Consider the following 13,850-nt stretch of genomic DNA (forward strand, 5'->3'; position numbering starts at 1 on the left):
TAAGGTTCTTTGAACGCTTCACTAGACATTGCTAGGAAGATAAAGCGCTCATTGTTGAGCGCTTTTTTGTTGGCGATCTATGACTTCTTCTTTGTACTCGACAAAGTAAACTGATTAATCAGTGATTCAAGGTGATCAGACAGTTCTTCCAAGTCATTGCTGATGTCTCGAGTTTCAGCCGCAGATTGCGACGTGTTGTTTGCGTGAGAGGTGATGGTTTCAACCTTTTGTTGAACATCCTGAGTCGCTTGTGTGGTGGATTGCGTTTGCTGCTGAATATTCTGTGCGTGAGCCAGCACCTGTTTCATCTCTTCGACCACACCATTCATTTCAATTGAAAGTGCGTCGATATCGGTTGAGCTTTGATGGGCTTGTTCGCAAACGCGGTCGGCAGAATTCAGCGACTCTTCGCTGCCTTGCTGGAATTGATGAATGATTGACTCAATGCTGCCTGTTGCTTCTGCGGTTCGCGATGCAAGATGGCGAACTTCATCAGCCACTACCGCAAACCCACGCCCTTGTTCTCCCGCTCGCGCCGCTTCAATCGCTGCATTCAATGCCAGAAGGTTGGTTTGGTCTGCAATGCCACGAATTACACTCAATATTGAAGAGACCTCTCCGGTTTGCTCATTGAGTGTCAGTATTTTGTGTTTCACTTCTTCTATGCTGCTAACGAGGTTTTTTATCTCACTGCTTGCGTCGTGTGCTTGGTTGGCACTCTTACACGCCACATCAGCGGTGTGATTGATAAGCTCTGAAGCCGTTAAAGTCGCTTGTTCTACATTGACTTGTTGTGACTGTATCCCTTCGACATTGTATTGCACCTCGGCGGTTTCGCTTTGCTGGTCGCTGGCAGCTTGCTCGGTAATTTGCGCGACGCTAGTCAGTTGGTTAGCCGAGGCATTCAACTTGTGCGAGGTGTTTTGTACCTTTTCTAAGCTGTCAGATACGGTTCCCATGAAAGAGTTGATGGAGTTAGCCAGCGTGCCAATCTCATCCTTGCTTTGTTCGGGCAGGCGAGTGGATAGGTTTTTATCGTTGCTGACTTGGGTCATAAAGCGAGAAGTCTGTTGTAGAGGGCGTACGATAATCTTACGAATTAATCCCATCGTAAGCACGAATCCGGCAAACGAGATCACCGCCATAATGCCAATAGCAGCCATGGTTTGAGTGTTGATCAACGAGTTAACATGGTTGAGGTTATATTCGAGGCGAATCGCACCCAAGACTTCACCCTCTGGTGCCATATGACAGGCGACACAATTGGTTCCTCGGTAATCTTCACTCGACTTCATTGGCAGAGCAATAACCAAGCCTTTGCCCCAATCAGCAGAAAAAGGTTCGATAACGGTTTCGCCCGCTAGCGCTCGTTTATCAATATCGTCAACCGGCGTTTGGTTATCATTACCTGGACCATATAACTTGCTGACAGCGTCAGCGCGTAAGACACGAACGTCTTCGATGCCTTCTTGAGCCAGTGCTTTCTGACGAAGGGTCTCTTTTTGTGCCATGGTGCCGGTGAGCATCATCATGTTGAGGCTATCGAAGTAGTTACTTGCTTTGTCGTGAAGCTGCTCACTTAACACTGAGTTTACAAGTTGCTTTTGTTGCGAATATTGGAAATAGGTCGATATTGCCAGCAAAAAAGTGAACACGATGGCGAGGGCCACTAGGATTTTAAAGGTGATTGTTGAGCGCATAAGGTGTTTGTTTTTATTAATTATAATGACGTAAATACTGTACTAGTAAGAATCCCTACCACCTATGGGGTATAACGAATTGTGTGACCATACTCCGGTTGTGGTTATGTTTCTGTGATGTAGCAAGTTTGTGCGGAATCTGGTGTTGAAATGGAACGCGCTTCAAGCTCCTCGCTGTTCTTAAAACAGACTGTTGTTTTGGGAAAATTGAAGTGCAGCATCGAGTTTTGATTGTGCTGATAATTAGAAAAGCCTAGGTTGTTAATTCGCTCGATGTATTTGTCCGCTTGTCTTTTATCAATAAAGGCTATTGTTTTAGGCGACTTAGTGGTCAATTTATATCCAAATGGCTGTTTTGTTCAATTTAATAGCAAAAATTGTGGTTATTGCGTTGTGTTTCGAGGCTCATTCGATAAGATGAAAAGACCTCTATGATAGAGGTAGGGCAGCAACGGATACGCTGCTTCAAATACTATGGAATGTGACTTATTGGACACATACATGAAATTCAAGATTACATCGCCGATTATTGAACCTACGGAAGGTTCACCACATCAGTTAATGCTTACTCACGCTTCTCGTTTTACCTCTTTTAAGACAAGCTCCCCTTTGAACGCCCTGTTCGACAACGTCTCTGCACGCTTCTTTACCGCTTATCGCTCCTATTGTTATTCGTTTTATAACTTTATTTCTATCTGAACTCCTTTGTCATCCGCTCGATGAACGAAGACTCACATCTATAAAAACTAAACAAATAAGTTAAAAACAATGAATATTAAAATGATGGGTAGCTCCCTAATTATCGCTGGTACCGCTCTCGGTGCTGGTATGCTTGCGATCCCAATGGTATTAGCTCAATTCGGATTGCTTTACGGCACACTGCTTATGGTACTGATTTGTTTCGGTACGACTTACGCAGCATTACTACTTCTAGAAGCGACCATCAAAGCGGGTGGCGGCCTAGGACTAAACTCAATTGCCCGAAAAACCTTGGGTAAACAAGGTCAGTTACTGACTAACGGCTTGCTATACGCGTTGTTGATCTGCCTATTAATGGCTTACATCTTGGGCGCAGGTGATTTGCTGAGTAAGTTACTGTCTAACTTTGGCGTCGAAATTACCGCGACTACCAGCCAAACCGTGTTTACCTTGCTTGCTGGCGCAGTAGTCGCAAGTGGTACTGGTGTGATTGATAAGCTCAACCGAGCATTGTTCTTCGTAATGCTTGCTAGCTTGTTTGCAACTATGGCCTTCTTAGCGCCGAGCATGACTCAAGAAAACTTGATGCAGGTAACCAGCCATGACCACGTTGAACTAATCAAAACCAGTGCCATCCTGTTTACGAGCTTTGGCTTTATGGTGGTGATTCCAACCTTGGTTTCTTACAACCACGAAGCGACAGACAAACAGCTGCGTAACATGGTGATCATCGGTTCTCTGATCCCATTAGTGTGTTACCTGTGTTGGTTGTTCGCGGTAGTGGGTAACTTGAGTGAAGAGCAATTCAGAAGCTTTGAGAACGTATCAGATTTGATGGCGGCTTTTGAGGCTCAGTCTCCTTGGGTGGGTAACGTTCTGTCTACCTTCACAGGCTTGGCGTTGTTGACCTCTTTCTTTGGTGTAGCGATGGCATTGTTCAACCAGAACAAAGACATGTTCAACCAAAATACAGCGGTAACGTACTGCATTAGCTTTATCTTGCCGTTAGCGGGTTCATTGCTTGCTGCAGACAAGTTCCTACAAGTGCTGAATTACGCAGGCATCATCTTGGTATTCCTAGCGGTGTTTGTTCCTCTGGTTATGGTCCACAAACAGCGTTTCATGAAAGTTGCTGATGACCGATACCGAGCAGAAGGTGGCAGCGCAATGATGTTGTTCTCACTGCTGTTTGGTTGCTTCCTGCTTATCTCACAAGTGATCTAGTTCTTTGGCCCATTATCTAAGATGCAAATCGAGCATCTTAGATATAAGTAGCCGGAATTTAGATAGAAAAAAAGGAACGCATCGGCGTTCCTTTTTTATTATTTGCTCGTTACCAAGCAAGCTGTGTTAGAGGCTATTAGCAAACTAATGCTAATTAACAAACAACCTTAACAGCCAAACCACCTTGAGATGTCTCACGGTATTTAGCGTTCATGTCTTTACCTGTTTCTAGCATTGTTTCGATAACTTTATCTAGAGAAACAGTAGGAGCAGAAGAACGACGAAGTGCCATACGAGTTGAGTTGATTGCTTTAACTGCAGCAATACCGTTACGCTCGATACATGGTACTTGTACTTGGCCAGCAACTGGGTCACACGTTAAACCTAGGTTATGCTCCATGCCGATTTCTGCAGCCATACATACTTGCTCAGGGCTACCACCCATAAGCTCAGCAAGACCAGCAGCAGCCATAGAGCATGCCACACCAACTTCACCCTGACAGCCAACTTCAGCACCAGAGATAGAAGCGTTACGCTTGTAAAGACCACCGATCGCGCCAGAAGCTGCGAAGTAACGGATGTAGTCTTTCTCTGTCACTGTTTGGATGAACTTATCGTAGTAAGCCAATACAGCAGGGATGATGCCACATGCGCCGTTTGTTGGTGCCGTTACTACACGACCGCCAGCTGCGTTTTCTTCGTTTACTGCGAAAGCAAACATGTTTACCCAGTCAACAACTGTCATTGGATCATTGGTTGTTTTTTCTGAAGTCATTAGCTGTTGGCGAAGTGCTGCTGCACGACGAGGTACACGCAGTGGACCAGGCAGGATACCTTCAGTATTCATACCGCGATCCATACACTCACGCATCGTTTTCCAAATGTTAGCGAAGTAAGTGCGAGACTCTTCGTCTGAGTGGAATGCTGCTTGGTTTTTCATAACCAGTGTACTGATAGAAAGACCGCTTTCTTTACACTGATTAACCAGCTCTTCAGCTGTTGTGAATTCGTAAGGTGCTTTGATTGGGTTTTCTTCTTCTTTGCCGAAGTTCTCTTCGTCAACGATGAAACCGCCACCAATTGAGTAGTACGTTTTTGAGTATGCAACTTCGTCACCAACCCATGCATGAATGCTCATGCCGTTCTCGTGTAGAGAAAGGTTGCTAGTGTGGAAGTTCATACCGCCATCGCGTGGGAACGATACTGTATGACAGTGCATGCCAACAGGAAGGCGCTCAGTTTCTTCTACGCGAGCAATGAAGCCAGCAATAGAATCGATATCAACACGCTCAGGAGTATTGCCAGCAAGACCCATGATGATTGCGATATCTGTGTGGTGACCTTTCCCTGTCAGTGATAGTGATCCATATACGTCCACGGTGATTTTAGTGATGTCGCGCAATTTTCCCATTGAACGTAGGTCATCAATAAATTCTTTACCCGCTTTCATTGGTCCAACTGTGTGTGAGCTCGATGGACCAACACCGATTTTATAGATATCAAATACACTAATCATAGCGATTACCTCAAAAAGAGAGCCTCCCAAGGGGAGTAGGGAGGCTCATTTATTATCATTATATTTTTTGTCTAATCTCGCGATATAAGATGGATGCCATCTTATAAAAAGGGCTTGAGATTAAAGAGCGCCGTAGATTACAGAACTAATAGCCGCTAGACCACATAAAGCTGTAAAGATTTGCACAGGTGCTGAAGTTTTGTACTTAGCCATAGCTGGTACTTTCTGCATCGCGAATACAGGCATTAGGAACAGGATAGCTGCAATCATTGGAGCACCCATTGTTTCAATCATACCTAGGATGCTTGGGTTAACTACCGCAACAATCCAAGTTGTAACAACGATGAACGCTAGAGATGCTTTCTCAATCTTAGAGATTGAAGAACCAGAGCGAGACTTGATTAGACCAACAAGACCTTCGTGAGCACCTAGGAAGTGACCGAAGTAGCTAGAAGTAATCGCTGCGAATGCTACAAGAGGACCCATGTAAGAGATAAGTGGAGACTCGTGAACGTTAGCTAGGTAAGAAAGAACAGAGATGTTCTGTGCTTGCGCTGTTGCTAGTTGCTCTGGAGATAGAGAAAGCACTACAGAGAATACGAAGAACATTACAAAACCCATCAGCATCATTGCTGCGCCACCAGTGATTGCGTCAGTTTTCTTAACTGCGTCTTCACCGTATACACGACGTTGCTCTTTAGAGAACTGTGAAATGATTGGGCTGTGGTTGAAAGAGAACACGATGATTGGAATAGCAAGCCAGATAATAGAAGGCATTGTTGACCATTCTGGGCTTACGTCCATCATTGAAGTGTTCCAATCAGGAACTAGGTAGAAAGATAGCGCTAGTAGGATGAATACTAGTGGGTAAACCATTGCTGAAGTTGCTTTAAGCATCAGCTCTTTACCGAATACAACACCTGCTGTCATAGCAAGGATAAGTGCACCAGAAAGAAGAGGACGTGGAATAGATTCCATACCCATTTGGTTTACTAGGAAAGAGTCAACCGTGTTTGTGATACCAACACCGTAGATAAGAACGATCGGGTAGATAGCGAAGAAGTAAGCAAAAGTAATAATGTTTGCGCCAGTCTTACCGAAGTGCTCTTCAACTGTGTCTGTAATATCAGCTTCAGGGTTTTTAGCAGACAGTACGAAGCGAGCTAGAGATTTGTGTGCGAACCAAGTCATTGGTGCCGCAATTAGAGCTAGGATAACTAATGGCCAAAAACCACCCGCACCAGCTTTGATTGGAAGGAATAGTACGCCAGCACCAACTGCTGTACCGAATAGTGATAAACACCAGGTAAAATCTTTATAGTTAAACTTGCTTGAATCTTTAACGGCATTTGCCGAAGAAGTTGTTGTGTTCATGTTAAATTACTCATTTTTTGGGAACAGGAAATAAGTCGGGGCTAATTCTGCAGAATTTTCGTCTGCAAAAAATAGATCTAAATCATGTAATGAAACGGCGCGTCACATGATATGCGAAAAACGGATTTTTGATCACGAAAATAGCGTGCTACAGGTGATTTATGTTTATGCTTGGTATTAGTTTTATTTATGCGAAAGGCGGGGTTGTATAGATTTATACCAGGGAAACGTTTGCGTAAAATTGCATTAATAAATCTGTTCCATAGAAAGTCTGGATTTTGTTAACAGAGATTAAATAAAACGTAGTTGCTATGTAATTCGTTGCACTACATGCTGCTGCAGTGATTGGATGATTTGCGCCGTAACGCCCCAAATTAGGTGCTCTTGGAAGGGCATAGCAAAAACTCGATGCTTGATTTGTTTAAAGTTAACAGTGTGGCTGTGTAACTTGGCTTGGTCTAAAACATAGGTAGCGGGCACCTCAAAAATTGAGGCAACTTCGTTCTCATCGATGATGGCTTTATAGTCAGGATCGACCATGGCAACAATCGGCGTCACAGAAAATTTACTAATAGTACTCAATGCAGGTAATTGCCCAACAATTTTAACTTGATCCGATCGAATTCCCACCTCCTCATGGAGCTCTCTGAGTGCAGTGAATTGCATAGAAGGGTCAGAAAGTTCGTGTTTACCACCAGGAAAGCTGACTTGGCCGGGGTGATGCTTTAAATGAGCCGCTCTTTTAGTAAAAATGACATGTAAACCATCTTCTCTTTCAACTAAACCTACCACCACTGCCGCTTTACGTAATTGCTCGCCACTGATGTGCGAAACACGCTCTACTGACTCAGGGTGATAGCCAACGGTAGGGTTAAGTTGGAATTGCTGAAGGAAGTTTTCTTTATTCATATCAAGCCAATATATTGATTATTATGATTTTAAGTATAGACATAACCGTGGGTTGATTACCAATATTGAGTTTTTCTTCATTTACTTTCCCTCTTTTAGTTATCAATTGGATGCCATGAGGGGCTTTTTACCACTGAATCTCCTCAACATGACGATTTTTGCTATATTCAATGTGTGCATACAGGCGAGTAAGCGTTATCGATGTCATAAAATTGGGTGACGAAACGTATATTTTTTGTTTAAGAATTTGATAACAATAACTTAGTGGACCATTCTAAAAAGAAATAGAAGAAAAGGTATGAGATGAAAGGAATCATATTCACCGAATTTTTAGAGCTTGTTGAAGACAAGTTTGGGCTAGAGCTTTTGGAAGAAGTTCTAGAAATGTCAGAAGATGAAGGGATCTATACGTCGGTCGGCAGTTACGACCACAAAGACCTTGTCAGGTTGATTATCAACTTGAGTAAGAAAACCGATATTGATGCAGCAAGCTTGCAACGCGTTTTTGGGCAGTCTGTTTTTAAGAACTTACTGGCCTCATTACCAAATAAAGCGAGCCTTGCTCACAGCAATACCACCTTTCAATTTATTCAGCACGTAGAGCGCTACATTCACGTTGAAGTGAAGAAGCTCTATCCAGATGCTGAGCCACCTGAATTCAGTTTTATCACCACTACCGAAGCACAACTTGTTTTTGACTACAAAAGCGCAAGGTGTATGTCTCATGTTTGCTTAGGACTTATAGAAGGATGCGCTGAATACCACGGTGAATCTATCGCGGTGGAGATGACGCCACAAAATGATGACCAAAGCGTGGTTAGGTTTAATCTCAAAGTAGAAAAGTAATATGGATCTGGCATCTGCCCTAGAGAAGAAGCTCAAACGTCAAATCGCGGCAAGAAAAGCGGCTGAAGGATTGTTGGAACAGAAGAGCCTCGAGCTGTTCGAGGCTAACCAACAACTTGAGCTTGCTTTGCGTCAGTTAGAAAAGCGCTCCAACGCGAATATACGCCGCATTGAATTCCAAGAACAAATCGACAACCTGTTGATTGATTTTGGGCGCGCGTTTCTAAGAAATGATCTCGATGATGTTATGCTATCTGAATTAACGACCAATGTGACCAGCAGTTACTTAATCGAAGCCAGTCGTTTGATTCTACCTCCCAAGCTCATCCCTCAGTTACAGACCTGTGATTATGGCGATGAGACTGTCGAGGTGTTAGAGCAAGACATTCAAGAACCTCATTGGCAAGACGACCTGCTGACCGTGCCTTTAGAGGTTGAAAAAGTCATAGTTGGCGCGTTAATCGTCAGAGTCAGGTTGTTAGACCAAGACTACGAGTTTATACAAAGCCAACTGTTGTTAGTAACGGACCTTATTTGCAGTGCCTTAACCCATCAACTAGCAATCAACCGAAATATTGAATCACGTAAACGAGCGGAAGAGTCCGAAAGGGCAACGCGTGACTTTGTGGCCATGATTAACCATGAGTTAAGAACTCCGCTTAATGGCTTGTTAGGTAGTGCAGAATTGATCAGTGATACGGAACTAAACAGCTCTCAACGTGAAATAGTGAACAACCTGCGCCAGTCTGGAGAGTTTCTCAGAACCATCATTAATGACTTGCTGGATTTCAGCAAAATTAACGCAGGGATGTTAGAACTGATTCCAAAGAAATTTGCCCTGAATGACTTGCGAAACACGATTGAAAGCATCTTCGTCAATCGAGCAATAGAGAAGCAGCTTGAATTCAATATCAGTGTTGCGTCAAATGTTCCCTCCCATTTCCAAGGCGATTTAGAGCGCATCACACAGCTGTTTGTGAACTTAATCGGTAATGCGATTAAATTTACAGAAGAGGGGCATGTGAATGTTGATATTGAGTGGGACAAAAACCAATTTGTTTTCTCTGTAGAAGATACCGGAGTCGGAATTGCTGAATCGGCGCATAAGACGCTGTTTGAACCTTTTACGCAGGCAGACAACTCAAGTAGCCGAAACTATGAGGGCACCGGGCTTGGGTTAGCGATTTGTCGCAAGCTGGTGGCTTTGATGAATGGCGATATTGGGGTGACCAGTGTTGTTGGCTCAGGTACGACCTTTACCATCTCGATTCCTCTTCAAGTTGTCGATGTTCCAGCTGAGAGTGATAGTGTTACCAAGGGCTTTGAGTCTGAAGTGGAATTGTCACTACTTAAAGTGCTGGTGGTTGATGATATTAAGATGAACCAGATCATCATCCAACAGATGCTCCGTAAACATGAGATTGAACCAGCTATCGCAAGTAATGGTGTCGAAGGATTTGAGCTCGCGTCAGACAACGAATACGACATTGTATTCATGGATTGCAGAATGCCTGTTATGGACGGGTTTGAAGCAACAGAGAAGCTAAGAGAGAAAGGTTACGTTAAATCTATTGTGGCACTGACTGCCGGAACGACTCTTGAAGAACGCGAACGTTGTATTCAGTGTGGCATGGATGACATTTTGAGTAAGCCTTACACCGCCAACGATCTGAAAGAGATGCTCAAGAAGTGGGGTGTCTCAGCGGTGAAGGTCGCTTAAACACGCGAATAAAGCGTTGTGAGTCATGTACTCTAGTTCAAAGACTAAAAAACCGAAGTGATCTTGCGATCCTTCGGTTTCTTTTTATATCGAGTTTTTGCTGGCCGTTAAGCAGCGGAACTCGTCATTAAATCGCGGAACTCGCAGTTAATGACATTAGGTTTAGCAATCTTCAAGTACCGGTAGAATTCGACTCAGCTTATCCAGTGTTTCTTGGTATTCAGAAGCACAATCACTATCGAACACCACACCTCCGCCAGCCCATGCATAAAGCGTATTATTCTCGGCGACTAATGTACGAATGGTAATGCTGGTGTCCATTCTGCCATTTCGGCTGATGTAGCCAATACTGCCGCAGTACGCTGAACGTCGATGTGGTTCTAACTCTTCAATGATCTGCATCGCGCGAACTTTTGGTGCGCCAGTAATCGATCCTCCAGGGAAACACGCTCTCAGAAGGTCAGTCGCAGAATATTGCTCATCAAGGTCTGCTCGTATCGTGCTTACCAAGTGGTGCACGGCAGGGAAGCTCTCAATATCGAACAACTTTGGTACATGCACTGTGCCCGGTTTTGCCACTCGGCCAATGTCATTACGAAGTAGGTCGACGATCATCAAGTTTTCCGCCTGATCTTTATCGGCGCTTGCCAGATCTTGCGCGTTAGCATCATCAATCATCGGGTTCTCAGAACGAGGTCGTGTGCCTTTAATTGGCTTGGTTTCAATCACATTGTCTTTGAGTTCTAAGAAACGCTCTGGCGAAACACTGATGATTGCGCAGTCGGCCAAACGGATAAAACCCGAAAAGGGCGCTGAGTTGTACTGCTCTAACTTGTCATAAGCCAGCCATTCACTGCCTTTGTATTGAGCATTGAAGCGCTGAGCTAAGTTGATCTGATAGCAGTCCCCGGATAACAGGTATTCTTGAACGCTATCGAACTTGGTGGCGTAGCTCTCTTCGCTCATATTGGATTTCCACGGTGTGGTTAATCCAAAGGGCGCATGTGTTAGGTGTGATTGACCCATTTTCTGCATCAGCCAATCATGATGTTCATCGATATTGTTACCGACAATACACGCCGTTTTCAGTTGGTGATCAACGATAACAGCCCATTCATATAAGCCAACCGCCATGTCAGGTGCTTCAATATTACGCGTTGCGAGTGAAGGAAGTGTCTCTACTCTGCGCCCTAAATCATAACTAAAATAGCCTAAAGCGCCGCCAACGAATGGCAACTCAGTGTGCTCTTTAGTCGCAGGCAATAACTGTTGCTGATATTGGTCGAGTAGTTCGAAAGGATCGGAGTCTGAAACCTCGCACGTCTCATTAACATTAACGGTCGTTTTTGCACCGATCGTTTCGAAGGTGGCGATGGGTTGAGCAACTAAAATATCGTATCGACTATCAACGTGGCTTTCTGAAGCGGAGCGTAATAGCATTGCCCACGGCAGGTTTTCAATATGGGAAAACAGCTGTTTAGCTAAAGTTGATTGATATTCAAGCGGCTTGATTTGGATAGAGCGAAATTCGTTGTTATTCATTTGTTTAATTTGTGACAAAGAGTTCGATCACTGCATGGCGTGTGAGAGGAAGCAAGAGTATCATAAATTGAAAATAAAATGGGTTCTTGATTAGAACGGAGTAATCCAAGTGGTTTAGTTTAAAGCTATGCAAGCGATTGCTAAAGCAACTAAATACAGCTCAACACAATAAAAAGCTAAACCACCTAATTCGATTTGGCACATATAGTCAAACTGTGAACCCACATGGAACCAGAACAATAAAGAGGCATGCAATGACGGTTATTCGTAAGCAAGATGTGATCAGCAGTGTCGCTGACGCACTTCAGTACATTTCTTATTATCACCCTTTAGACTTTGTCCAAGCCCTAGAAAAAGCGTACGAGAAAGAAGAGAGCCAAGCAGCTAAAGATGCTATTGCTCAGATTCTTATCAACTCACGCATGTCTGCGGAAGGCCATCGTCCAATTTGTCAGGATACGGGTATTGTTACTTGTTTCGTGAACATCGGTATGGATGTTAGGTGGGAAACGGATCAAACAGTACAACAGATGGTTGATGAAGGCGTTCGTCAAGCTTACAACAACCCAGATAACCCATTGCGTGCATCTGTCCTAATGGACCCTGCAGGTAAGCGTATTAATACCAAAGACAACACACCAGCGGTTGTCCATATTAATATGGTTCCAGGCAACAAAGTTGAAATTCAAATCGCGGCTAAGGGCGGCGGTTCTGAGAACAAAACCAAGATGGTTATGCTGAACCCTTCTGATGATATTGCAGAATGGGTAGAGAAGACGCTGCCAACAATGGGTGCAGGCTGGTGTCCACCGGGCATGCTAGGTATAGGCATCGGCGGTACGGCTGAAAAAGCAGCGGTACTAGCAAAAGAATCTTTGATGGAACACATCGATATTCAAGAGCTGATCGAAAAAGGCCCAGAGAACGCAGAAGAAGAGCTTCGTTTAGACATCTTCAACCGTGTAAATAAGCTTGGTATTGGTGCACAAGGTCTTGGCGGTCTAACGACTGTGGTTGACGTGAAAATCAAAACTGCACCAACGCACGCAGCATCTAAGCCAGTTTGCCTAATCCCGAACTGTGCAGCAACGCGTCACGTTCACTTCACACTAGACGGCAGCGGCCCAGCAGAACTAACGCCACCTAAACTAGAAGAGTGGCCAGACATCACTTGGGAAGCGGGCGCAAATACACGCCGTGTTAACCTTGATGAAGTGACTAAAGAAGACGTACAAGAGTGGAAGACCGGAGAAACGGTTCTTCTGTCAGGTAAGATCTTAACCGGTCGTGATGCTGCTCATAAACGTATTCAAGGCATGCTAGAAAGCGGCGAAGGCTTACCAGCTGGCGTTGATTTCAAAGGCAAGTTCATTTACTACGTGGGTCCTGTTGATGCTGTAGGTGATGAAGCGGTAGGTCCTGCGGGTCCAACAACTTCAACACGTATGGATAAGTTCACTGACATGATGCTGAACGAAACTGGCATTATGGGCATGATCGGTAAAGCGGAACGTGGCCCTGCAACGGTTGAATCAATCAAAGAGCACAAAGCGGTTTACCTAATGGCGGTTGGCGGTGCAGCTTATTTAGTAGCGAAAGCAATTAAAAAAGCACGCGTAGTTGCGTTTGAAGATCTCGGTATGGAAGCGATTTACGAGTTTGAAGTTGAAGATATGCCTGTAACGGTAGCGGTTGACTCTAACGGCGTGAACGCACACCAGATCGGCCCTGACACGTGGAAAGTGAAGATTGCTGAAGCTGAGAAAGCGTAACTAACCGAAGCCAAAAAATCGTAATTGTCGCTAACTTCAGCGTTTGAATTGCAATTTTTGACAGAAAGTTAAAGACAAAAGTGCAGCATTATCTGCACTTTTGTCATATTATCAATGATATAGTGATAAACACATAGTTTGATATAAGAACATAGGAGAGAGGAATGCCTCGTTTTATTCAGATCCTACAGATTATCTTGGCAGTGGTGATTGGTGCTTTTGTTGGCTACGACCTGATCTTGAAAGGGATCAGTATCTTTGATAATAAATACGTGACGATTACATGTGCGCTTTGGCTAATTGCAGAGATTGCACTGTTTGTTATCTACAAGTTGATTGAAGACGATTAAACGTCGGATATCGTGCAAAAATTCTAAAGCCCCTGATTATGAATGTAGTCAGGGGCTTTTATTCATCTAGCATTAAGAATGGATATTGCATACTCACCACTATTAGCAAAAGAACAAACAAAAGCATACAAACTATCCCAACTGGGAAAAAACATAGGCTTGCCTCTTTATTATCATAACCAGCTAGCCTAATTATCA

Annotated in this window: 10 protein-coding genes; 5 read left to right on the forward strand and 5 right to left on the reverse strand. The window is 44.0% G+C overall.

Annotated elements, in window-relative coordinates:
* Positions 1-77: 77 nt before the first annotated feature.
* The gene (locus tag OCV19_RS06545) at positions 78-1,700 is read right to left on the reverse strand and encodes a methyl-accepting chemotaxis protein (protein WP_261875692.1); all 1,623 of its coding nucleotides are present in this window, start codon (positions 1,698-1,700) and stop codon (positions 78-80) included.
* A 780-nt stretch (positions 1,701-2,480) separates the two neighbouring features.
* On the opposite strand from OCV19_RS06545, the gene OCV19_RS06550 reads away from it, so the two are divergent.
* Positions 2,481-3,623, forward strand: a complete 1,143-nt coding sequence (locus OCV19_RS06550; RefSeq protein WP_086738256.1) for an amino acid permease — start codon at positions 2,481-2,483, stop codon at positions 3,621-3,623.
* A gap of 154 nt (positions 3,624-3,777) precedes the next feature.
* Here OCV19_RS06550 and OCV19_RS06555 read toward each other — a convergent pair whose 3' ends face one another.
* From OCV19_RS06555 to OCV19_RS06565, 3 genes are all read right to left on the reverse strand, one after another.
* Positions 3,778-5,139 (reverse strand): L-serine ammonia-lyase, encoded by a 1,362-nt coding sequence (locus tag OCV19_RS06555; protein WP_065676971.1) that lies wholly within the window; start codon positions 5,137-5,139, stop codon positions 3,778-3,780.
* 120 nt (positions 5,140-5,259) lie between these two features.
* Positions 5,260-6,513, reverse strand: a complete 1,254-nt coding sequence (locus OCV19_RS06560; RefSeq protein WP_052878186.1) for an aromatic amino acid transport family protein — start codon at positions 6,511-6,513, stop codon at positions 5,260-5,262.
* 309 nt (positions 6,514-6,822) lie between these two features.
* Complete coding sequence (locus OCV19_RS06565) at positions 6,823-7,422, reverse strand: CoA pyrophosphatase (protein ID WP_017065423.1); 600 nt, start codon at positions 7,420-7,422, stop codon at positions 6,823-6,825.
* Positions 7,423-7,725: 303 nt separating this feature from the next.
* Between OCV19_RS06565 and OCV19_RS06570 the strand changes: the two genes are divergently transcribed.
* Together OCV19_RS06570 and OCV19_RS06575 are read left to right on the forward strand one after the other, a co-directional pair.
* A complete protein-coding gene (locus tag OCV19_RS06570; protein WP_017060423.1) occupies positions 7,726-8,268 on the forward strand; it encodes a heme NO-binding domain-containing protein in 543 nt (180 codons plus the stop codon).
* A 1-nt stretch (position 8,269) separates the two neighbouring features.
* Complete coding sequence (locus tag OCV19_RS06575) at positions 8,270-9,988, forward strand: ATP-binding protein (RefSeq protein ID WP_065676970.1); 1,719 nt, start codon at positions 8,270-8,272, stop codon at positions 9,986-9,988.
* Positions 9,989-10,150: 162 nt separating this feature from the next.
* Here OCV19_RS06575 and pabB read toward each other — a convergent pair whose 3' ends face one another.
* Positions 10,151-11,530 carry an aminodeoxychorismate synthase component I gene (gene pabB / locus OCV19_RS06580; protein ID WP_065676969.1) on the reverse strand — a complete coding sequence of 460 codons (1,380 nt, stop codon included), beginning with the start codon at positions 11,528-11,530 and terminating at the stop codon, positions 10,151-10,153.
* Positions 11,531-11,784: 254 nt separating this feature from the next.
* Here pabB and OCV19_RS06585 point away from each other — a divergent pair, with 254 nt between their 5' ends.
* Together OCV19_RS06585 and OCV19_RS06590 are read left to right on the forward strand one after the other, a co-directional pair.
* On the forward strand, positions 11,785-13,302 hold the full coding sequence (locus tag OCV19_RS06585) for a fumarate hydratase (protein ID WP_017068776.1): 1,518 nt from the start codon (positions 11,785-11,787) through the stop codon (positions 13,300-13,302).
* 164 nt (positions 13,303-13,466) lie between these two features.
* Entirely contained in the window at positions 13,467-13,652 is a 186-nt protein-coding gene (locus tag OCV19_RS06590; protein WP_004734731.1) for a hypothetical protein, read from the forward strand.
* Positions 13,653-13,850 lie beyond the last annotated feature (198 nt).

Origin of the sequence: Vibrio celticus, from assembly GCF_024347335.1 — a bacterium.
GTDB classification, from domain to species: Bacteria; Pseudomonadota; Gammaproteobacteria; order Enterobacterales; family Vibrionaceae; genus Vibrio; species Vibrio celticus.